21 protein-coding genes are annotated in these 19,175 nt (G+C 62.5%); 7 read left to right on the top strand and 14 right to left on the bottom strand.

All coding sequences use genetic code 11. From position 1 onward, the window contains the following. The 3 genes from WIR04_RS03330 to rpoE are packed head-to-tail and all read right to left on the bottom strand — an operon-like array spanning position 1 to position 2,195. On the bottom strand, positions 1-981 hold the full coding sequence (locus tag WIR04_RS03330; protein WP_025328262.1) for a MucB/RseB C-terminal domain-containing protein: 981 nt from the start codon (positions 979-981) through the stop codon (positions 1-3). A gap of 21 nt (positions 982-1,002) precedes the next feature. Further along, the gene (locus WIR04_RS03325) at positions 1,003-1,590 is read right to left on the bottom strand and encodes an RseA family anti-sigma factor (RefSeq protein WP_041204349.1); all 588 of its coding nucleotides are present in this window, start codon (positions 1,588-1,590) and stop codon (positions 1,003-1,005) included. Between the two features lie 23 nt (positions 1,591-1,613). Continuing rightward, positions 1,614-2,195 carry an RNA polymerase sigma factor RpoE gene (gene rpoE / locus WIR04_RS03320; RefSeq protein WP_005332791.1) on the bottom strand — a complete coding sequence of 194 codons (582 nt, stop codon included), beginning with the start codon at positions 2,193-2,195 and terminating at the stop codon, positions 1,614-1,616. A 181-nt stretch (positions 2,196-2,376) separates the two neighbouring features. On the opposite strand from rpoE, the gene nadB reads away from it, so the two are divergent. After that, positions 2,377-3,984, top strand: a complete 1,608-nt coding sequence (gene nadB / locus WIR04_RS03315) for an L-aspartate oxidase (protein ID WP_307766580.1) — start codon at positions 2,377-2,379, stop codon at positions 3,982-3,984. A gap of 44 nt (positions 3,985-4,028) precedes the next feature. On the opposite strand, the gene WIR04_RS03310 is transcribed toward nadB, so the two are convergent. Both WIR04_RS03310 and WIR04_RS03305 read right to left on the bottom strand, forming a co-directional pair. Then, positions 4,029-4,427: a protein YgfX gene (locus WIR04_RS03310; RefSeq protein ID WP_338890464.1), complete on the bottom strand. Its 399-nt coding sequence runs from the start codon at positions 4,425-4,427 to the stop codon at positions 4,029-4,031. 18 nt (positions 4,428-4,445) lie between these two features. Further along, on the bottom strand, positions 4,446-4,715 hold the full coding sequence (locus WIR04_RS03305) for a succinate dehydrogenase assembly factor 2 (RefSeq protein ID WP_106885818.1): 270 nt from the start codon (positions 4,713-4,715) through the stop codon (positions 4,446-4,448). A 119-nt stretch (positions 4,716-4,834) separates the two neighbouring features. Between WIR04_RS03305 and ygfZ the strand changes: the two genes are divergently transcribed. Beyond that, positions 4,835-5,740: a tRNA-modifying protein YgfZ gene (gene ygfZ / locus WIR04_RS03300; RefSeq protein WP_374048978.1), complete on the top strand. Its 906-nt coding sequence runs from the start codon at positions 4,835-4,837 to the stop codon at positions 5,738-5,740. Positions 5,741-5,746: 6 nt separating this feature from the next. Here the strand turns inward: ygfZ and WIR04_RS03295 are convergent, their stop codons facing one another. Then, positions 5,747-6,628: a LysR family transcriptional regulator gene (locus WIR04_RS03295; protein WP_338890461.1), complete on the bottom strand. Its 882-nt coding sequence runs from the start codon at positions 6,626-6,628 to the stop codon at positions 5,747-5,749. Between the two features lie 131 nt (positions 6,629-6,759). Here WIR04_RS03295 and WIR04_RS03290 point away from each other — a divergent pair, with 131 nt between their 5' ends. Further along, positions 6,760-7,197, top strand: coding sequence for a PACE efflux transporter (locus WIR04_RS03290; RefSeq protein ID WP_338890459.1), 438 nt, complete (start codon positions 6,760-6,762; stop codon positions 7,195-7,197). Between the two features lie 77 nt (positions 7,198-7,274). Here the strand turns inward: WIR04_RS03290 and WIR04_RS03285 are convergent, their stop codons facing one another. After that, the gene (locus tag WIR04_RS03285; protein ID WP_338890457.1) at positions 7,275-7,616 is read right to left on the bottom strand and encodes a hypothetical protein; all 342 of its coding nucleotides are present in this window, start codon (positions 7,614-7,616) and stop codon (positions 7,275-7,277) included. A gap of 194 nt (positions 7,617-7,810) precedes the next feature. On the opposite strand from WIR04_RS03285, the gene cutA reads away from it, so the two are divergent. The 4 genes from cutA (at position 7,811) to WIR04_RS03265 (ending at position 10,933) form a co-directional block, all read left to right on the top strand. Beyond that, on the top strand, positions 7,811-8,128 hold the full coding sequence (cutA, locus tag WIR04_RS03280; protein WP_106885814.1) for a divalent-cation tolerance protein CutA: 318 nt from the start codon (positions 7,811-7,813) through the stop codon (positions 8,126-8,128). Further along, positions 8,125-9,900 carry a protein-disulfide reductase DsbD gene (locus WIR04_RS03275; protein WP_338890454.1) on the top strand — a complete coding sequence of 592 codons (1,776 nt, stop codon included), beginning with the start codon at positions 8,125-8,127 and terminating at the stop codon, positions 9,898-9,900. The genes cutA and WIR04_RS03275 overlap by 4 nt, the downstream gene beginning before the upstream one ends. Continuing rightward, complete coding sequence (locus WIR04_RS03270) at positions 9,901-10,434, top strand: GNAT family N-acetyltransferase (RefSeq protein WP_338890452.1); 534 nt, start codon at positions 9,901-9,903, stop codon at positions 10,432-10,434. Positions 10,435-10,513: 79 nt separating this feature from the next. Beyond that, a complete protein-coding gene (locus tag WIR04_RS03265; protein WP_338890450.1) occupies positions 10,514-10,933 on the top strand; it encodes a hypothetical protein in 420 nt (139 codons plus the stop codon). 29 nt (positions 10,934-10,962) lie between these two features. On the opposite strand, the gene WIR04_RS03260 is transcribed toward WIR04_RS03265, so the two are convergent. From WIR04_RS03260 to nudC, 7 genes are all read right to left on the bottom strand, one after another. Beyond that, positions 10,963-12,267 (bottom strand): FAD-binding oxidoreductase, encoded by a 1,305-nt coding sequence (locus WIR04_RS03260; protein WP_338890448.1) that lies wholly within the window; start codon positions 12,265-12,267, stop codon positions 10,963-10,965. Positions 12,268-12,478: 211 nt separating this feature from the next. Next, positions 12,479-13,558 carry a class II fructose-bisphosphate aldolase gene (gene fbaA / locus WIR04_RS03255; protein WP_025328275.1) on the bottom strand — a complete coding sequence of 360 codons (1,080 nt, stop codon included), beginning with the start codon at positions 13,556-13,558 and terminating at the stop codon, positions 12,479-12,481. Between the two features lie 116 nt (positions 13,559-13,674). Beyond that, positions 13,675-14,838, bottom strand: a complete 1,164-nt coding sequence (locus tag WIR04_RS03250; protein ID WP_338890446.1) for a phosphoglycerate kinase — start codon at positions 14,836-14,838, stop codon at positions 13,675-13,677. 66 nt (positions 14,839-14,904) lie between these two features. Continuing rightward, positions 14,905-15,915 carry an erythrose-4-phosphate dehydrogenase gene (gene epd, locus WIR04_RS03245; RefSeq protein WP_338890444.1) on the bottom strand — a complete coding sequence of 337 codons (1,011 nt, stop codon included), beginning with the start codon at positions 15,913-15,915 and terminating at the stop codon, positions 14,905-14,907. 49 nt (positions 15,916-15,964) lie between these two features. Beyond that, positions 15,965-16,894 (bottom strand): ROK family protein, encoded by a 930-nt coding sequence (locus WIR04_RS03240; RefSeq protein ID WP_338890442.1) that lies wholly within the window; start codon positions 16,892-16,894, stop codon positions 15,965-15,967. 184 nt (positions 16,895-17,078) lie between these two features. After that, on the bottom strand, positions 17,079-18,146 hold the full coding sequence (gene hemE / locus WIR04_RS03235; RefSeq protein WP_338890440.1) for a uroporphyrinogen decarboxylase: 1,068 nt from the start codon (positions 18,144-18,146) through the stop codon (positions 17,079-17,081). Positions 18,147-18,282: 136 nt separating this feature from the next. Further along, a complete protein-coding gene (nudC, locus tag WIR04_RS03230) occupies positions 18,283-19,065 on the bottom strand; it encodes an NAD(+) diphosphatase (protein WP_338890438.1) in 783 nt (260 codons plus the stop codon). Positions 19,066-19,175: the final 110 nt, after the last annotated feature.

Raw genomic sequence — 19,175 nt, 5'->3', positions numbered from 1 at the left:
TCACTGTACCGCCTCGTTGCGGGCCAGCGGCTGCACCGACTCGGCGATGCGCTTGGCGGTCTCGGTGGGGACTTCCCCGACCACGGTGATCTCCACCCCGACCTCGTTGACGAAGCTCACCAGCGAGGTGGCTCCCTGGCGGATCAACTGCTGGCGCACTGCCTGCTTGGGATCGACCCGGGAGACGTAGACGGAGAGATCCACCACGCCGTCCGACAGCATCATGTAGTCCACCGGCAAGCTAGTGCTGACCAGCTGGTGCCTGTCCTGGGAGAGCACCTTGAATCCACCCGGCAGCCAGGTCAGGTGCCAGTTCAGGGTCTGCTGGGGGGCGGGATAGGCGTCTTCCAATGCCAGCGCATCGGGCAGCTTGCTGCGGGCCAGGGTGACAAGCCAGGGCGCGGGCGCCGGCTGCCTGTCCAGATCCACCCCCAGCACCTGCTCGACCAGGTTGCCCTCCTTGTCCACCATGTCCACCCGCAGCAGCAGGTGACTCTGCTCGTCGACCCAGAGCACAAAGCCGTACTTGTCCGCCTCCTTGGGCACCAGCCTCACGACCTGGGCCACCAGGCCGGCCACCCGGCTGCGACCGGCCAGCACGGGATCATAGCTCTCCAGCACCCGAGGCAACGGCATCTTCACCAGGCTCGACCAGACGCCCGGGAAACGCGCTCCCTTGAGGGTGTAGGGTTCGTGGGTGTTTTCGAAGAAGGTGTATTCGTTCTGGCGTTGCAGGTACTCCACCGCCTTGCCGTCGAGATAACTCAGATGAGCGACCTCCTTGCCATCGATCACCCCGTGGCTGAAGCGAATGGGCTCGAGGCGCCCCTGACGGGCCTTGACCATGGACAACTCAAAATTTTGTTGCGAAACGGCACTCTGCATCTGCTGCAACAAGGCCTCGGCCGACAGATCGTCGGCCGAGGCCTTGGCACAAATCAGCAGGAGAGAGGCCAGCAGAATGAGGCTGGACTGGCGCACGGTCTGATCCCTAAAGATGCGTTATTCCTGAATCTGCTTGTCTTGCAGCAGACGCTGTTGCAATTGATGATCTCGCAGGAAGGCGTTGATACGTTCACGCTGTTCCTGCATCTGTTGCTCGTTCAAGCCTTGCTGGCGAGGAGTGGCACGGTTGCCCTCCTGGGGATAGTGCACGCTCACTGGCGTCGCACTGCCACCGACCGGTATGGTGTTGAGCACGGGGTTGGCCGGCATGCCGTCGTTGCCCTGATACTGCTGCACCCCGAAGATGACGGCGGCAGCCACAGAGGCAGCAATGGCATATTGCCCCATCTGCTGGCCAAAACGACGGACCAGAGGTATCACCTTGCCGGCAGGCTTCACCTGGGGGGCAACGGGTTGCACCGGCTTGGGCGCCAGTATGACGGGTTCGTCTTCCAGTGCCAGCATGATGCTGTCACTGAGATCCAGTTGCAGATTGACCGGCAGGTCTCCCCGCATGGCATCACCGATCAGATGGTAACGAGCCCAGGTATCTTGCAGAGCGGGATCCGTTCCCAGCTCGTTCAGAACCTCCATGTCGCTGAGGTCACCATCCATCAGGGCTGAAAGTTGCTCTTTATTTGCCATAAGTTTGCCTGTCTTTCCCCAGTTTAATTCTCGATCAGAGGTTGCAGCTTTTTATCGATTGCTTCCCTCGCCCGAAAGATACGGGATCTCACCGTACCCACAGGGCAATCCATGATCTCCGCAATCTCTTCGTAGCTCAGCCCTTCCATTTCACGAAGGGTGATCGCTGTTCTCAAGTCTTCTGGCAAGGCTTCTATGGCGGCAAACACAGTGCGCTTGATCTCGTCGGTCAGCGCCAGGTTTTCGGGGGTGGCCACTTCTTGCAGGGCTTCACCACCACCATAATATTCAGCCTCGTCCGCTTCGACATCACTGCTAGGCGGTCTGCGCCCCTGTGAGGTCAGGTAATTTTTGGCCGTGTTGACGGCGATCCGATACAACCAGGTGTAAAACGCGCTCTCGCCACGGAATGTCGGCAACGCACGGTAAGCCTTGATAAAGGCCTCCTGCGCCACATCCGGCACATCGCCCGGATTGTTGACATACCTGGCCACCAGGTTGACCACCTTATGCTGGTATTTTCTTACCAACAGGTTGAATGCATTTTTATCGCCACGCTGGACCCGTTCAACCAGCTGTTCGTCCAGTAGATTCTGGTCGCTCATCAGAGCCGTAAAACCCCCATCAGGTTATCGTTCTTCTTTTCCGGCCCCTTCTAAGCGCACAAGTTCAGACAGGGAGAATCAGAGAAAGTTCGCTTGCATTGAAAAAAATGTGATGCGGGCTGCATCACAACCCCCCTTGGGCTACCATGGGGCCAGTTCTTAATCCAGGCCAATGATACTTATGAAAGCAAGTGTTGAATACCTTTGCGACGTACTGATCATTGGCAGCGGTGCCGCCGGTCTGTCCCTCGCGTTGCGATTGGCAGACCAGGCCAAAGTCCTGGTTCTGAGCAAGGGGCCCATCAGTGAGGGGGCCACTCTCTATGCGCAAGGAGGCATCGCTGCCGTGTTCGACGAGACCGACAGCATCGAATCCCATGTGAGCGACACGCTCAACGCCGGCGCCGGGTTGTGTGACCCGGCGGTGGTGGAGTTCACCGCCCGCAACGCCCGCGACTCCATCCAGTGGCTGATCCAGCAGGGCGTGCCCTTCGATCAGGAAGAGGATGCCGAGGGGGAATCCCACTATCACCTGACCCGGGAAGGGGGTCACAGCCATCGCCGCATCTTCCACGCGGCGGACGCCACCGGCAAGGCGGTGCAGCTCACCCTGATCGATCAGGTCCGCTCACACCCCAACATCCGCCTGATGGAGCGCTTCAACGCGGTCGACCTCATCACCACCCGCAAGCTGGATCTGCCGGGCAACAGGGTGCTCGGCGCCTATGTCTGGAACCGCAACGTCGAGCAGGTCGAGGTGATCCGCGCCCGTTTCGTGGCGCTGGCCACCGGCGGCGCCTCCAAGGTGTATCAGTACACCTCCAACCCGGACGTGAGTTCGGGGGACGGCATCGCCATGGCGTGGCGCGCCGGCTGCCGGGTGGCGAACCTGGAGTTCAACCAGTTCCACCCCACCAGCCTGTTCCACCCCGATGACCCCAACTTCCTGCTGACCGAAGCCCTGCGTGGCGAAGGGGCCTATCTGCGCCGTCCCGACGGCAGCCGCTTTATGCCGGACTTCGACGAGCGGGCCGAACTGGCGCCACGGGACATCGTCGCCCGCGCCATCGACCACGAGATGAAGCGGCTCGGCGCCGACTGCATGTATCTGGATATCAGCCACAAGCCGGCGGATTTCATCATCAAGCACTTCCCGACCATTTATGAGCGCTGCCTTGCGGTCGGCATCGACATCACCAAGGAGGCCATGCCCATAGTGCCAGCGGCCCACTACACCTGTGGCGGCGTGATGATCGACAACAACGGCCAGACCGACATCCCGGGTCTCTACGCCATCGGCGAGGTGACCTACACAGGGCTGCACGGCGCCAACCGCATGGCGTCCAACTCCCTGCTCGAATGCGTGGTCTATGCCCATCAGGCGGGGGCCGACATCCTGGCCAAGCTGCCCACCAGCGTGGAGCCGCCGAGCCTGCCCGCCTGGGACGAGAGCCAGGTGGATGACTCTGACGAACAGGTGGTGATCCAGCACAACTGGCACGAGCTGCGGCTGATGATGTGGGATTACGTGGGGATAGTGCGCACCAACAAGCGTCTGGCCCGGGCCAAGCGCCGCATCGACCTGCTCAAGCAGGAGGTGCAGGAGTATTATGCGAACTTCCGCGTCTCCAACAACCTGCTGGAGCTGCGCAACCTGTTGCAGGTGGCCGAGCTTATCGTCAACTGTGCCCTGGAGCGCAAGGAGTCCCGCGGACTGCACTACAACCTCGACTACCCGGACATGCAGCCGAACCCCAAGCCGACAGTGCTGACACCGGATCGGGAGTAAACGACGCCCACCGCCGTCCATCAGATGACCCCGCCCCGGCGGGGTCATCTGTTATGGGGTGAAGCCGGGGGGTTGGAGGGGGCCAGGTGGATGGCGCGGGCCAGGGCGCGGTAGTGTTCTGGTGCCAGGGCGTCGGAGAAGAGCCAGAGGTGGCGCTCGGCCCCCTCTTCCGTCTGCAACCTCAGCCAGAGCACCCCGGGCAGGATGCGGCTGCGGTCATCCAGTCGATGGCGCCGCCCTCGCCACGCCAGCCACTCCCCGTCCCAGAGCAGCGTCTCGCCCCCCTGGGTGACGGGGCGCCAGGCCAGCCAGAGCCCCAGCAACCAGCAGGGGAGAAACAGCCCCCATTGCCAGCCATGGATCAGTGCGGCAACCGGCCAGAGCAACAGCAGAAACAGGGCAAGCAGCAGCAGGCGCTGCCGCCGGGAGGGGATGACGGGCATCAGGACCCGCATCGGGGATCAGCTCAGGCGATCGTGACGGGCCTGATTGCGCTCCAGGATCAGGGGGATCATGGCGGCGAAATCGGGATCGCTCGGCACACCGTGGCCCATGCTCCAGCGGAACAGCTCTGGATCCTCGCACGCCAGCAGACGGATGAAGGTCTGCTGCTCGGCCTCGCTCAGGGAGTCGAACTCGTGCTCGAAAAAGGGCATAAAGATCACATCCAGCTCGAGCATGCCGCGACGGCAGGCCCACTTCAGGCGGGACTTTTCAATTGGGCTCAACATGGAACTCTCCTTACAAAGACCCGAGGATGGTAGCAGCTGGATTTTCCGGCTGACAAACATTCCTTACGTCTTTACCATGCAGGTCACATACTTTCTGTCTCTGGAATACCATCGTGAGCCTGCCGACCCCTGTTCTTCCTGCCGAGCCAACCCTGTTTCCCCTGACCGATCTGGCCATCACCCGCCTCACCGGCAATGATCGCGTGAAATATCTGCAAGGCCAGGTCACCTGTGACGTCAACGCCCTGCAACCTGGCCAGAGCACCCTCGGCGGCCATTGCGATCCCAAGGGCAAGCTGTGGAGCGATTTTCGCCTGCTCTGCCTCGACGAGAGCCTGCTGCTGCTGACCAAGCCGTCGGTGCTGGCGCGCCAGTTGCCCGAACTCAAGAAGTTTGCGGTGTTCGCCAAGGTGGAGATCGGCGAATTCCAGGGCCAGGTGGTCGGTCTGGCCGGTCAGGGCACTGATGCCTGGATCGCGGCGCAATACGGCCTTCAGGAAACCGGCCTTGTCGAGGGCGGCATGGCGGTCAGGGTGGAAGCCGATCGCTGGCTGCTGGCAAGCGAGTCGCCGCTGGCACCGGATCTGCCTGCCGGCGACGAAGCGCTCTGGTGGGGTCTGGACATCAAGGCAGGGATCCCGCACCTGGAGGCAGTTCACCAGGGTGAGTACATTCCCCAGATGCTGAACCTGCAGGCCCTGGACGGCATCAGCTTCACCAAGGGCTGCTACATGGGGCAGGAGATAGTGGCGCGCGCCAAATATCGCGGCGCCAACAACCGCGCCCTCTTCGTGCTGGCCGGGCAGGCCACTGGCCCCGTTGCCAGCGGCGATACCCTGGAGATCCAGCTCGGTGACAACTGGCGGCGCAGCGGCATGGTGCTGAACGTCTGGCAGCAGGATGGCCAGCTGTGGCTCACCGCCGTGCTGCCAAAAGACACCGAGGCCGACGCCAGCTTCCGCCTCAAGCAGGAGGAAGGCTCCCGCCTCGCCCTGCAACCCCTGCCCTACTCCCTGACCGAGTAAGGTCGGCTAACGAGGCACCCGCGCCAGCAGGGCCTCCTTCAGCCAGCGTCCCGCCTGCCCGAGCGGGCGGGCGCGATACCACTGCAACTCCAGCTCCAGCTCGGCCTGGGGAATGAAATCCGGCTTGAGCACCACCAGCTCCCCCCGCGCCAGCGGCCGGTGCAGCAGAAACTCGGGCACCGCAGACCACCCCAGCCCCAGCTTGACCAGCTCCAGGATCCCGAGATCCCCCTCGACCCACCACACCTGGGACGAGAAGCGGAAGCGATGGCGCTCCGTGCCCTCCCGCCGTCCCGTCACCATCAGCTGGCGGGCCCCTTGCAGATCGCTCTCGTGCAGCGGCGTCTTGTGGGCCAGGGGGTGATCCGGGGAGACCACCAGGGGCATGGCGACGCTCCCCAGGGAGCGGGAGACAAGCTCGCGCTCGGGGTGTGCCTTCTGGTAGCTGATGCCGAGCTGGGCCCGCCCGCTCTTGAGTAGCTCGGTCACATCTTCCATCAGCGGGAACAGCAGCTCCAGCTCCACAGTCGGATAGCGGCCGGCGAACTCCTCCAGCAGGGCACCGAGCCAGGGCAGGTGGGAGTCATCGTCGATGGCGAGGGTGAGGCGCGACTCTATGCCGCTGGCCAGCTCCCCGGCGATGGCTTGCAGCCGCTCGCTCTGGGCCAGCAGCACCCCCGCCTCCTGACTGATGCGGGCCCCCGCCTCGGTCAGCACCGGGTAGCGGCCGCTGCGATCGAACAGCTCGAGGCCGAGATCTATCTCCAGGTTGGCGATGGCGGTGCTCACCACCGACTGCGCCTTGCCCAGGCGGCGCGCCGCCGCCGAGAAGGATCCCGTCTCGGCCGCCGCCAGCAACGCCTTGAATTGTTCCAGTGAAGGGGTCATCCGTCTGCTCCAGCCCTGTTATTGCCCCCAGATCCATCTATTTTAGCGATAGATACCAACGTGAACCTATCGAAAAATAGCGATAAATTGGCCGCCATACACACCCGAAAAGAGAAATAGAGAGACAGACAATGCGTAATACCCGTGATCGCCTGCGCCACGCCATCGGCTTCGAATTGATTGGCCTGCTGATCGCCGCCCCCCTGGCAAGCTGGGTAACCGGCGTCGGTCTCAACCACATGGGGCCCCTGGCCCTGTTCTTCTCGGTGGTCGCCACCCTCTGGAACTATGTCTACAACATAGGGGTGGACAGGCTGCTGCTGCGCCTGCAGGGCCACACCCACAAAACTCTGTGGCAACGGGTGCTGCATACCTTCGGTTTCGAGGGGGGCTTGCTGATCGTCGCCCTGCCGGTGATGTCCTGGTGGCTCGACATAGGCCTGCTGGAGGCGCTGGTGCTGGATCTGGGCTTCGTGCTGTTCTACCTGGTCTATGCCTTCGTCTACAACTGGAGCTATGACAAGGTGTTCCCCATCCCGGGCCAGGGAGCACAGCGGGTCACGGGGTGACAAGAGAAGGGATAAAACGAGGCACCATCATGCGACTGGCATGATGGTGCTGATCTGGATCCTCGAGGGGCAGGTATTCAGGCTTGCGCCTTCACCTCGTCGGCAGGGGCCTCGGTCTGGGCCGCTTCCTGGTTCAGCATGGCCTCGAGGTCGCTCTGATACTGGTTCAGCATGCGCTGGGCCGCGACCATGTCTCCCTTGTGCAGACGCTCGAACAGATGGTGTTGCACCACGCCGTTGAGGTACTCCACCGTAATGGGTTGCTCCAGGGTAGACAGCAACTCTTCTTTTTCCAGCTCCGCATTGATTTCATCGACACTGGTACGCAGCAGACCGGCCAGTTGCACCAACATGCGGCGCTCGCCTTCACGCAACAGGCTCAACATGCGGTTTCTCTGCTGCTCATTCTGTTGGGTCATACATTTCCTTACGTAGAGTGGGAACAAGCCCGCTCATTCTGCCCTGTCCTTTTCACAGCGTCTATCTCGGGCGCATCAGTAATTGAGAGCGCCGCCAGCAGGGTGCGGGCCGGGTGCTATTTGCCCCTTTGCCCGGTATAGTAACCGCTGTTCCAGAGGGCCTTTGCGCCCCCGCTGACGAGACTGCCAACCCCATGACCGACGCCATTCTGGTGCTCTGCACCTGCCCGGATGAAGCCAGTGCCGACCTCCTCTGCGAGCAACTGCTCAACCAGCGCCTCGCCGCCTGCATCAATCAGTTGCCGGGGCTCACCTCCGTCTATCGCTGGCAGGGGAAGATAGAGCGGGCACGGGAGATCCAGCTGATCATCAAATCCCGCCAGCCGCTCTTTGCCGAGCTCGAGCGGTGCATCCTGGCTCACCACCCCTACCAGGTGCCGGAGATCCTGGCGATCCCCGCCAGCCAGGGCCATCAAGCCTACCTCGACTGGTTGACACAGGAGACCTCATGACTCTGCGATCCCTGCTTTCCCCCCTGCTGCTCCTGCTGAGCCTGCTCGCGGTCCCCGCCCAGGCCAGCAGCCAGGATCTGCTGAGCAGCCTCGGCATCGAGGCCAGTGCCCAGCCCAAGTTTCTGAAAGTGGACGAGGCCTTCGTCCTCGAGAGCGAGCAGCAGGGAAACAAGCTGCTGCTGACCCTGCGCCTCGCCGACGGTTACTACCTCTATCGCCACAGCATCAGCGTCAAGGGGGAGAACCTCGCCTTCGAGCCCCCAGTGCTGCCTGCGGGCACCGAGCATGAGGATGACTTCTTCGGCAAGACCAGGGTCTTCTATCAGGAGCTGCAGATCCCCGTCACCCTGACCCAGGTGGGGGACGCCGCCAGCCTCAAGATAAGCTATCAGGGTTGCACCGAGGGCCTCTGCTATCCCCCCACCGACAAGCGGATCCCGGTGCAGCCCCTCGCGGCCACCGTCGACGCCGGGCAGGCTGGCCCCGCTGACGCCACAGAGGCGCCGGCCGGCAGCCAGCAGGACAGACTGGCGGCCGCCCTCGGCAGCCAGGGCTTCTGGCTCAGCATCGCCGCCTTCTTTGCGCTGGGGCTGGGGCTCGCCTTTACCCCCTGCGTCTTCCCCATGTACCCCATTTTAACCGGCATCATCGCCGGTGCCGGGCAGCATCTCTCCACCCGCCGCGCCTTCCTGCTCTCCTTCGTCTATGTGCAGGGGATGGCGGTCACCTACACCCTGCTCGGGCTGGTGGTCGCCTCGGCGGGGCTGAAGTTCCAGGCGGCGCTGCAGCACCCCTATGTGCTGATCGGCCTCTCGGTGATGTTCGTGCTGCTGGCGCTCTCCATGTTCGGACTCTATACCCTGCAACTGCCGAGCAGCCTGCAAACCCGGCTGTCCGGCCTCTCCAACCGCCAGCAGGGCGGCTCCGTGGTCGGGGTCGCCATCATGGGGATGATCTCCGGCCTGGTCTGCTCACCCTGCACCACGGCCCCGCTCTCCGGGGCGCTCATCTACGTGGCCCAGAGCGGCGATCTCTGGCTCGGCGGGGCGGCCCTCTATGCCCTGTCGCTGGGCATGGGGCTGCCGCTGCTGCTGCTCGGCACCTCGGGGGGCAAGTTGCTGCCCAAGGCGGGCGCCTGGATGGATGTGATCAAGCAACTCTTTGGCTTTGCGCTGCTGGCGGTGCCCATACTGCTGCTGTCACGGCTCTTGAGCGACCAGGTCGCCACCCTGCTCTGGCTCGGTTGGGCGCTGCTGCTGTGCGGCTATCTCTATCACCACAACCAGCACCGCCCCCACTCGGTGGGCAAGAGCCTCGGCGGCTTCGTACTGCTGCTGGCGATGATGGGCCTGGTGGTGGTGGGCAAGGATCTGCTGCTGCCCGCGCCTGGCGTCAAGGCCAGCACCGGGGCCGAGGCGCCCCGATTTATCCGCATCAAGACCCTGGATGACCTCAAGACCCAGCTTGAGGCCGCCCGCGGCAAGCCGGTGCTGCTGGATCTCTACGCCGACTGGTGCGTCGCCTGCAAGGAGTTCGAACACAAGACCTTCAGCGATCCCGAGGTGCGGGCCCGCTTTGCTGACATGGTGCTGCTGCAGGCTGACGTCACCGCCAACGACGATGCCGACGTGGATCTGCTCAACGGCCTGAACATGCTGGGGCTGCCGACCCTGATCTTCTTCGATCGCGATGGCAACGAGGTGAGCGGCCAGCGGGTGACCGGCTTTATGGGACCCGCCGAGTTCCTCGGCCAGCTGGACAAGCTGCGCTAGATGGAGCTGCGACGCCTGTCATCGGCTCATTCGAGCCACATAGAGTGGCTGGAGGAGGTCGTGCTGGCGGCGCCTGCCTACAGTTGGCTGACTGAAGGCAAGGCACCCAACCCTGCGGATGCCCTGGAGATACTGAAGATCTGCCCACCAGGCATAGGAGAGCATGACAAGTTTGTGCTGGCCATTCTGGAGGGAGAGGTGCTGATTGGCTGCATCGATCTGGTCCGCGGTTATCCAGATGAGCAGACGGCCTATCTTGGCCTGCTGCTTTTGAAGGAGTGCTGGCAGCAACGGGGGATTGGTAGCGAGCTAATTGCACAAGTCATGGGGATGGCGGCTGGCTGGGGTTGCACCACCCTGCGGCTCGGGGTCATCGAGACCAACGCCCCCGCCCTGCATTTCTGGTCGAAACACGGCTTTAAGCAGGTGGATCGCAAACAGATAGCCGGGTTCACCGGCGATACCCTGGTCATGATCCGTGCCGTCTGTCACCCAGATGGGTCCAATCCCGCCAACTCGGCCACTGCGCGCTGATTTTTCTGGCCATCCCTTGTATATGACAGGCGCCATGGCAGAATTTGCCCTTTACCGTCTCGCATCGTCCGGAGTTTTGATGAAAAAGTGGTTCATCCCCCTGCTGGCCTGCTGGCTCTATGGCTGCAACTCAGGTCCAGGTGAAGAGGCGATCCAGAGCCAGGTCACCGCCAGGCTGCAGGCCGACACGGATCCCGCCCTGTTCGAGATCAGCGACTTCGCCGTGCTCGACAAGGAGGAGCGGATGGAGGGGGTCTATCTGGTCAAGGTGAGCTACCGGCTCCACTTCAAGCAGGGGCTGGATCAACTGCAGGTGCTGCACGACGAGGATCTGGTCTACGACCGGGTTGGTCCCTTCCAGCAGGAGATGGCCCTGATGGAGCTGGAGCGCAAATACGGCGAGTTCGAGGCAGGCCAGGCACTGGCGCAGGAGAGCCAGGTCTGGATGATGAAAACAGAGCAGGGCTGGCAACTGGCAGAACCGGCGCAGCAGGGATAGGCGCCCTCCTCCCTGCCGCCAGCCCTCCCCTAGAGCAGATCCTTCATCCGGTGCCACAGCATCCCGAGCGCCAGCAAGGGTGAGCGCAGGGCAGGCCCGCCGGGGAAGGTCATGTGGGGCACGCGACTGAAGAGATCGAAGCCCCGGCTCTCCCCCCTGATCGCCTCGGCCACCAGCTTGGCGGCCATGTGGGTGGCGTTGAGGCCGTGCCCCGAGTAAGCCTGGGCATAGAACACATTGGGGTGCTCTTTGAGACGCCCGATCTGCGGCAGCCGGTTGGCGCCTATGCCTATCATGCCCCCCCACTGAAACTCGATGGCAGTGCCCGCCAGCTCCGGGAAGACCCGCAGCAGCTTGGGCAGCATAAACGCCTTTATATCCTGAGGGTCACGGCCGGAATAGTTGCAGGCCCCGCCAAACAGCAGGCGACCATCGGCCGACAGCCGGTAGTAGTCGAGCGCCACGTTCTGATCGCACACCGCCATGTTTTGCGGCAGCAGCCGCTGGCGCAGCCGTTTCTCCAGCACCTGGGTGGCGAGTATGTAGGAGCCCGCCGGCAGCACCTTGCCCCCGAGTTCGGGATTGAGATCGCTCAGGTAGGCGTTGCAGCCGATCACCAGGTAGCTGGCGCGGCAACGGCCGTGGGCCGTGGTCACCTCGACCCGATCGCCATACTCGATGTGGGTCACCCTGGACTGCTCGAACAGGGCGACGCCCAGGCTGGCCGCCGCGCGCGCCTCACCCAGGGCCAGGTTGAGGGGATGCAGGTGGCCTGAGCCCATGTCGATCATGCCGCCGATATAGCGCTCCGACCCCACCACCGACTTGATCTCGCTTTTGGGCACCAGCCTGACCTCGTGCCGGTAGCCCAGGCTGGCCAGGTGCTCGGCATCCTCCTCAAATCCCTTGAGGTGGCGCGGCTTGGTGGCGAGATCGCAGTAGCCCCAGGTCAGGTCGCAGTCGATGTTGAACCGCGCGACCCGCTCGCGCACCAGCTGCACCGCCTCCAGCCCCATCAGGTCCAGCTCCCGTACCCCCTCTTCACCTATCCAGCGGGCAAACTGGCTGGTGTCGTGACCTATGCCGCGAATGAGCTGGCCGCCGTTGCGGCCCGAGGCTCCCCAGCCGATGCGGTTGGCCTCAAGCAAGACCACCTTGTAACCGGCCTCGGCCAGGTTGATGGCGGTATTGAGGCCGGTGAAGCCGCCGCCGATGATGCAGACGTCGGCATCCAGCTCACCGCTGAGATCGGGCCACTGCTGATGATCGTTGCGGGTGGCCGCGTAATAGGAGGCCACGTGCTCCTGGTGTCCGTTGTGTCTTCCTGTCTGCATGCTCAGCGTCCTGCCTTGGTTGCACTTGTTTACTAAATTAAACGGAGTGTCATCGATAATACCCAGCCCAGGGTCACCAATCCAGCCTGTCAGGATCACAGAAATGCAAAAGGTGTCCCGAAGGACACCTTTTGAGAGGCCAGCCGAGGTGGCCGCAATGAAAGAGGCGCCCCGCAGGGCGCCTCTTCAGCAATCAAGATACGGTAACGAATTACAGTACGTTGATGGCGTTCAGGTCGGAGAAGGCTTTCTCCAGACGGGCGATCATGGAAGTCTGACCGGCACGAAGCCATACGCGCGGATCGTAGAACTTCTTGTTCGGCTTGTCAGCGCCTTCCGGGTTACCCAGCTGGCCTTGCAGGTAGGCTTCGTTGGTCTTGTAGAAGTTCAACAGACCTTCCCAGGTAGCCCACTGGGTGTCGGTGTCGATGTTCATCTTCACCACGCCATAGGAGATGGATTCGCGGATCTCTTCCAGGGTGGAACCTGAGCCACCGTGGAACACGAAGTCCAGGGACTTGGCAGGCAGACCGAACTTCTCGGAAACGAACTTCTGGGAAGCGTCCAGGATGGACGGGGTCAGCTTGACGTTACCCGGCTTGTACACACCGTGCACGTTGCCGAAGGAGGCAGCGATGGTGAAACGCGGGCTGATCTTGGACAGACGCTCGTAAGCGTAAGCCACGTCTTCCGGCTGGGTGTACAGGGCGGATTGATCCATGTGGCTGTTGTCCACACCGTCTTCTTCGCCACCGGTGCAACCCAGTTCCAGCTCCAGAGTCATGTTCATCTTGGCCATGCGGGTCAGGTACTCGCAGCAGATGTCGATGTTCTCTTCCAGAGACTCTTCGGACAGATCCAGCATGTGGGAGGAGAACAGCGGCTTGCCGGTTTCGGCGAAGTGCTTCTCGCCCGCTTCCAGCAGACCGTCGATCCACGGCAGCAGCTTCTTGGCGGCGTGGTCGGTGTGCAGGATGACAGGTACACCGTAAGCTTCGGCAACGGCGTGCACGTGCTTGGCACCGGAGATGGCACCGATGATGGCAGCCTGCTGGCCTTCCAGCTTCAGACCCTTGCCGGCGGTGAACACGGCACCACCGTTGGAGAACTGAACGATGACCGGGGCTTTGACCTTGGCGGCAGCTTCCAGCACGGCGTTGACGGAATCGGTACCCACGCAGTTTACGGCAGGCAGAGCGAAGCCGTTCTCTTTAGCGATGGCGAACACTTTCTGAACGTCATCACCAGTGATCACGCCGGGTTTTACGAAGTCGAAAATTTTCTTAGACATGTTTAATCGTCCTGTTCTCGTATGCCGTTAATAAAAAATGGGGGGTTCATCATGAACCGGCACAGCGGCCACATGATAAACGAAACGGGAGGCTTTTGCCCCCCGTCCCGGGTCAATTAGGCTTTGGCGCGCTCTTCAAGAATCGCGACAGCCGGCAGTACCTTGCCTTCTACGAACTCCAGGAAGGCGCCGCCGCCGGTGGAGATGTAGGAGACCTTGTCGGCGATGCCGAACTTGTCGATGGCGGCCAGGGTGTCACCACCGCCAGCGATGGAGAAGGCCGGGGAAGCGGCGATGGCTTCGGCGATCACCTTGGTACCTTCGGCGAACTGGTCGAACTCGAACACACCGACCGGGCCGTTCCACAGAATGGTCTTGGCGTTCATGATGATGTCGGCCAGGGCCTTGGCAGAGTCAGGGCCGATGTCGAAGATCATGTCGCCGTCGGTCACATCGCTAACGGACTTGATGGTGGCCGGAGTCAATTCGGAGAACTCGGTACCTACAACCACGTCGGTGGTCACCGGAATGTTGGTCTCGGCAGCCAGCTTCTTGGCGGTGTCGATCAGGTCGTGCTCGCACAGGGACTTGCCGACGTTGTGACCGGCAGCAGCGATGAAGGTGTTGGCGATGCCACCACCGACCACCAGCTGGTCAGCGATCTTGGAGAGGGATTCCAGCACGGTCAGCTTGGTGGAGACCTTGGAGCCGCCAACGATGGCAACCATGGGGCGCTCGGGCTTCAGCATGGCCTTGCCCAGGGCTTCCAGTTCACCGGCCAGCAGGGGACCTGCACAGGCAACAGGGGCGAACTGGGCCACACCGTAGGTGGAACCTTCGGCGCGGTGAGCAGTACCGAATGCATCCATTACAAAGACGTCACACAGGGCGGCGTATTTTTTGGCCAGCTCTTCGGTGTTCTTCTTCTCGCCTTTGTTGAAACGGCAGTTTTCCAGCACAACCAGCTCACCGGTGGCGACGTCTACGCCATCCAGGTAATCCTTGGCCAGGCGGACCGGGCAGGACAGAGCGTCTTTCAGATAGTTGACTACCGGGGCCAGGGAGAATTCTTCGTTGTATTCACCCTCGGTCGGACGACCCAGGTGGGAGGTGATCATCAGCTTGGCGCCCTTTTCCAGAGCCAGCTTGATGGTCGGCAGCGTCGCCACGATACGTGCATCGGAAGTGACCTTGCCGTCTTTTACCGGCACGTTCAGGTCAGCACGGATCAGAACGCGTTTACCCGCCAGATCCAGGTCGGTCATCTTGATAACAGACATATTCAGTCCTCTATATATTTTCAGGTAATGTTAAAAAAACAGTAACCTTGCGCCCGGTGCAGGCTCTCAGCCTGCGGCCATCATGGCCCGGGTGGTATCCAGCATGCGGTTGGCGAAGCCCCATTCGTTATCGCACCACATCAACATCTTGACGAGGTTGGCATCGCTCACCCGGGTCTGGGTACCATCAATGATGCAGGAGTGTGCATCATGATTAAAGTCTACGGAGACCAGCGGCTCTTCCGTGTAGTCCAGGATACCCTGTAATGTACCTCTGGATGCCCGTTGCAGGGCTTGATTTACGTCACTAACTGTCACTTTTTTACGAACAGTAATACTCAGATCCATGGCGGTGACGTTGATGGTCGGCACCCGCACCGCGATCGCCTCGAACTTGCCGGCGAAGTGGGGGAGGATTCGCTCCAACCCCTTTGCCAGCTTGGTATCCACCGGGATGATGGACTGGCTGGCAGCACGGGTTCGACGCAAGTCGCTGTGATAGGCATCGATGACTTGCTGATCGTGCATGGCCGAATGAATTGTCGTAATAGTACCACAATTTATCTCGAATTCTCGATGCAATGTTTCGATGACGGGCACCACGCAGTTGGTGGTACAGGAGGCATTGGAGACGATCCGCTCCGCTCCCGTCAGCACCTGATGGTTGACCCCGTAGACGATGGTGGCATCCACGTCCGCATCCGCCGGATGGGAGAAGAGCACCTTGCCCGCTCCCGCCCCCAGATGCAGTTCGGCATCGGCCCGGGAGCCGAATACCCCGGTGCAGTCCAGCACCACATCCACCCCCAGCGCCCGCCAGGGCAGCTTGGCCGGATCCCGCTCGGCAAACAGGGAGATGAGATCCTCCCCCACCAGCATGCTGTTGCCCGCGAGCTGCACCGGGTAACCGAAGCGGCCGTGGCTGGTGTCGAAGCGGGTGAGATGCACCATGGCTTCGGGGGCCGCCAGTTCGTTGATGGCGACTATCTTGATGTGCTTGTCACGGCCGCTCTCGTAGAGGGCCCGCAACACGTTGCGACCGATGCGCCCGTATCCGTTGATGGCAATCTTGATCATGAAAAATCTGTGTCCTTACCTGCGACAAAGTGACGGGCCCCTGACTGCTTCACGACAGCAGGGCCTCCCGGAAGACGCCCCTGGCCAGCAGCGCTGCCCCGAACACACCGGCGCTGTCGCCCAGAGCCGGGGCAATGATGGGGGTGGCGAAGCGGGGATTGAACAGAAATGGCAGCACAGTCTGCCGACCGACGCTGTAGAGGCTCTGCACGTTGCCCACACCGCCGCCGATGACGATGACGTCCGGATCCAGGATGTTGACCACGTTGGCCAGGGCCTGGCCAAACAGCAAATGCAGTCGGTCCATGGTGAGCTTGGCCACATTATCGTGGGCGCTGGCCGCCGCTATCTGGGCCAGTGACAGGTGGCGCTTGGCCTTGGCTTCATACCAGGCCTCCAGCGCCGGGCCGCTGATGAAGGTCTCGACGCAGCCGCGCTTGCCGCAGTAGCACTCGGGGCCGTCGGGGGAGAGCACGTTGTGGCCCCACTCCCCGGCGATGCCGTGATGGCCGTTGAGGATCTGGCCGTTGATAACGATGCCGGACCCAACCCCTGTGCCCATGATGATGCCGAACACCACCTTGGCATCAGGATGGTGCTGGCGCACCGCCCCCAGATGGGTTTCCGCCAGGGCGAAGCAGTTGGCGTCGTTGGCGATCAGTACCGGAATGCCGAGCCGGCGCTCCAGATCTTCCTTGAACGGCTTGCCGTTGAGCTCTGTGGTGTTGCAGTTCTTCATCAGCCCGGTCTGGGGATCCCGCGCCCCCGGGGTGCCCATGCCGAGGATGGCGGGACGCTGGCCGAGCCGCTCGGCGCACTCGTCCACCAGCTTGGCGATCTGGCCTATCATGTGCTCGTAACCGCCACGGCGCTCGGTGGGGATGCGATGGCGCAGCAGCACCTCGTCACCCTCGAGCACCACGCACTCGCACTTGGTCCCGCCAAGATCGATACCCCAATCCCAAGAACCCTTGCTCATCCTGCCTCCTGCCATGTTCGACGACGCCCTCACCCGGTCGTCAGGAGGCGCACTCGCCCATCCTGTCCACGACCCTGTTCAGTGGTGGTGCAGTGTAACCCGAGCGGTGACCAGGATGCAGCCCCCGCGAGGCCGGGCAGCAAAACGGGGCCCGAAGGCCCCGTTGTCATGCTGCTCAATCGTCTCAGCGACGGTGGTATTGAGCTGACAGTTCATGCACCGCATTGACGAAGACGCCGGCATGCTCCGGGTCCACATCCTGATGGATGCCGTGGCCCAGGTTGAAGACGTGGCCATTGCCCTGACCGAAACCGGCAAGGATGGTGGCGACCTCTTCGCGGATGCGCGCAGGGGTGGCGTAGAGCATGGAGGGATCCATGTTGCCCTGCAGCGCCACCTTGTCGCCGACCCGGCGCTTGGCATCCGCAATGTCTATGGTCCAGTCCAGTCCCAGGGCGTCGCAGCCGGTGGCGGCGATCTGCTCCAGCCACTGGCCGCCGTTCTTGGTGAACAGGGTCACCGGCACACGGCGGCCTTCGTGTTCGCGGATCAGGCCATCGACGATCTTGTGCATGTACTGCAGGGAGAAGTCGCGGTAATCCCGCGGGGTCAGCACGCCGCCCCAGGTGTCGAACACCATGACGGACTGGGCACCCGCCTTGATCTGGGCGTTGAGGTAGCTGATCACGCTGTCCGCCAGCTTGTCCAGCAGCAGGTGCAGGGTCTGCGGCTCTGCGTACATCATCTGCTTGATCTTGGTGAACGCCTTGGAGCTGCCCCCCTCCACCATGTAGGTGGCCAGGGTCCAGGGGCTGCCGGAGAAGCCGATCAGCGGCACTTCGCCCTTCAGCTCGCGCCGAATGGTGCGCACCGCGTTCATCACGTAGCCGAGCTCGTCTTCCGGATCCGGGATGGGCAGCGCCTGCACGTCGGCCATGGACTTGATGGGGCGCTCGAAGCGCGGGCCTTCCCCGTGCTCGAAGTAGAGGCCCAGCCCCATGGCATCGGGCACGGTCAGGATGTCGGAGAAGAGAATGGCGGCATCGAGGGGATAGCGGCGCAGGGGCTGCAGGGTGACTTCACAGGCCAGCTCGGCATTGCGGCACAGGGACATGAAGTCCCCCGCGACGGCGCGGGTCGCCTTGTATTCCGGCAGGTAGCGGCCAGCCTGACGCATCATCCACACCGGGGTCATGTCCACATCCTGGCGCAGCAGGGCACGCAGGTATCGATCGTTCTTCAGCTCTTTCATCCCAGTTCCTGAGTTCATATCCAGCATAAAATGGCGGATATGATACCACTTTGTGCAAGGCTGAGGGCGGCACAAACGCGCCGCCGGCTCGCCGGAGTGCAAAGATGTGAGGGGGCGCAAACCAGGGCCCCGCTTTTCAGGGCCTCTCAGCGGCCAGACTCTGCTCGATCAGCCGCCGCGCTATGGTGCCCTGGGGGGGCAGACGTGGCAGCCGGTCAGCCTCGAAGAAACCGGCGGCCACCAGCTCGTCGTCCTGCACCTTGATCTCACCGCTCTGGTAGTCGGCGGTGAAGCCCATCATCAGGCTGTGGGGGAAGGGCCAGGGCTGGCTCGCCACATAGCGCACGTTGCATACCCGGATGCCGCTCTCCTCGAACACCTCCCGCGCCACGCACTGCTCCAGTGTCTCTCCCGCCTCCACGAAGCCCGCCAGCACCGTATACATGGGATCCTCCGCCTGATAGTGACGGCGATGGGCCGCCAGCAGGATCGCCGGGCCCTTGCGCACCGCCACTATGATGCAGGGGGAGATGCGCGGGTAGACGACATGACCATGATGGCACATCTGTGCCCACTCCCCGCTCTTGGGGGCCATGGGGGCGCCACACTCGCCGCAGAAGCGATGGCTGCGACGAAAGGTCACCAGCTGCCAGGCGCGGCCCGCAAGCCTGAACCCTTCCTCATCTCCCGCCACCATCAGCTGGCGCAGGCCCGTCATGGCCTGGGTATCGGCAGTTGCCCCCAGATCCAGCAGATAGCAAGGCTCGCCATCCCAGTCGTCGAAGCGCTCGAACTGGGCCTCTTGTAGCGGGGGGGGCAAGCAGGCGCGCGGGCCTCCTGGGATCTGCCCCTGGGCATCCAGCAGGACGAGGTGATCGCCCCCCAGCACGAACCAGCGGGCCTGTTCGGTCGATGACATAAGATGAAAGCTCTTGTTGAGAAAGGCGTGCGAGGCACGGACAAGTGGGGTTCATCTTACGATCGGGCAGGCCCGGAGGCGACCCCAAGATGGTCCCATCGACTCTCTTG

The organism is Aeromonas rivipollensis, from assembly GCF_037811135.1.
In the GTDB taxonomy this organism is placed as follows: domain Bacteria; phylum Pseudomonadota; class Gammaproteobacteria; order Enterobacterales; family Aeromonadaceae; genus Aeromonas; species Aeromonas rivipollensis.
Note: the sequence above shows the minus strand (reverse complement) of the source record. Positions and strands in the feature narration are given on the sequence as shown.

Excerpts from the sequence above, each read along its gene's own strand:
- nadB (WP_307766580.1), top strand. The coding sequence starts at position 2,377 with ATGAAAGCAAGTGTTGAATACCTTTGCGACGTACTGATCATTGGCAGC.
- WIR04_RS03250 (WP_338890446.1), bottom strand. The coding sequence starts at position 14,838 with ATGTCTGTTATCAAGATGACCGACCTGGATCTGGCGGGTAAACGCGTT.
- WIR04_RS03305 (WP_106885818.1), bottom strand. The coding sequence starts at position 4,715 with ATGTTGAGCCCAATTGAAAAGTCCCGCCTGAAGTGGGCCTGCCGTCGC.
- WIR04_RS03265 (WP_338890450.1), top strand. The coding sequence starts at position 10,514 with ATGAAAAAGTGGTTCATCCCCCTGCTGGCCTGCTGGCTCTATGGCTGC.
- cutA (WP_106885814.1), top strand. The coding sequence starts at position 7,811 with ATGACCGACGCCATTCTGGTGCTCTGCACCTGCCCGGATGAAGCCAGT.
- fbaA (WP_025328275.1), bottom strand. The coding sequence starts at position 13,558 with ATGTCTAAGAAAATTTTCGACTTCGTAAAACCCGGCGTGATCACTGGT.
- WIR04_RS03285 (WP_338890457.1), bottom strand. The coding sequence starts at position 7,616 with ATGACCCAACAGAATGAGCAGCAGAGAAACCGCATGTTGAGCCTGTTG.
- WIR04_RS03275 (WP_338890454.1), top strand. The coding sequence starts at position 8,125 with ATGACTCTGCGATCCCTGCTTTCCCCCCTGCTGCTCCTGCTGAGCCTG.
- WIR04_RS03290 (WP_338890459.1), top strand. The coding sequence starts at position 6,760 with ATGCGTAATACCCGTGATCGCCTGCGCCACGCCATCGGCTTCGAATTG.
- nudC (WP_338890438.1), bottom strand. The coding sequence starts at position 19,065 with ATGTCATCGACCGAACAGGCCCGCTGGTTCGTGCTGGGGGGCGATCAC.
- WIR04_RS03310 (WP_338890464.1), bottom strand. The coding sequence starts at position 4,427 with ATGCCCGTCATCCCCTCCCGGCGGCAGCGCCTGCTGCTGCTTGCCCTG.
- WIR04_RS03260 (WP_338890448.1), bottom strand. The coding sequence starts at position 12,267 with ATGCAGACAGGAAGACACAACGGACACCAGGAGCACGTGGCCTCCTAT.
- rpoE (WP_005332791.1), bottom strand. The coding sequence starts at position 2,195 with ATGAGCGACCAGAATCTACTGGACGAACAGCTGGTTGAACGGGTCCAG.
- WIR04_RS03325 (WP_041204349.1), bottom strand. The coding sequence starts at position 1,590 with ATGGCAAATAAAGAGCAACTTTCAGCCCTGATGGATGGTGACCTCAGC.
- WIR04_RS03295 (WP_338890461.1), bottom strand. The coding sequence starts at position 6,628 with ATGACCCCTTCACTGGAACAATTCAAGGCGTTGCTGGCGGCGGCCGAG.
- hemE (WP_338890440.1), bottom strand. The coding sequence starts at position 18,146 with ATGAAAGAGCTGAAGAACGATCGATACCTGCGTGCCCTGCTGCGCCAG.
- epd (WP_338890444.1), bottom strand. The coding sequence starts at position 15,915 with ATGATCAAGATTGCCATCAACGGATACGGGCGCATCGGTCGCAACGTG.
- WIR04_RS03270 (WP_338890452.1), top strand. The coding sequence starts at position 9,901 with ATGGAGCTGCGACGCCTGTCATCGGCTCATTCGAGCCACATAGAGTGG.
- WIR04_RS03240 (WP_338890442.1), bottom strand. The coding sequence starts at position 16,894 with ATGAGCAAGGGTTCTTGGGATTGGGGTATCGATCTTGGCGGGACCAAG.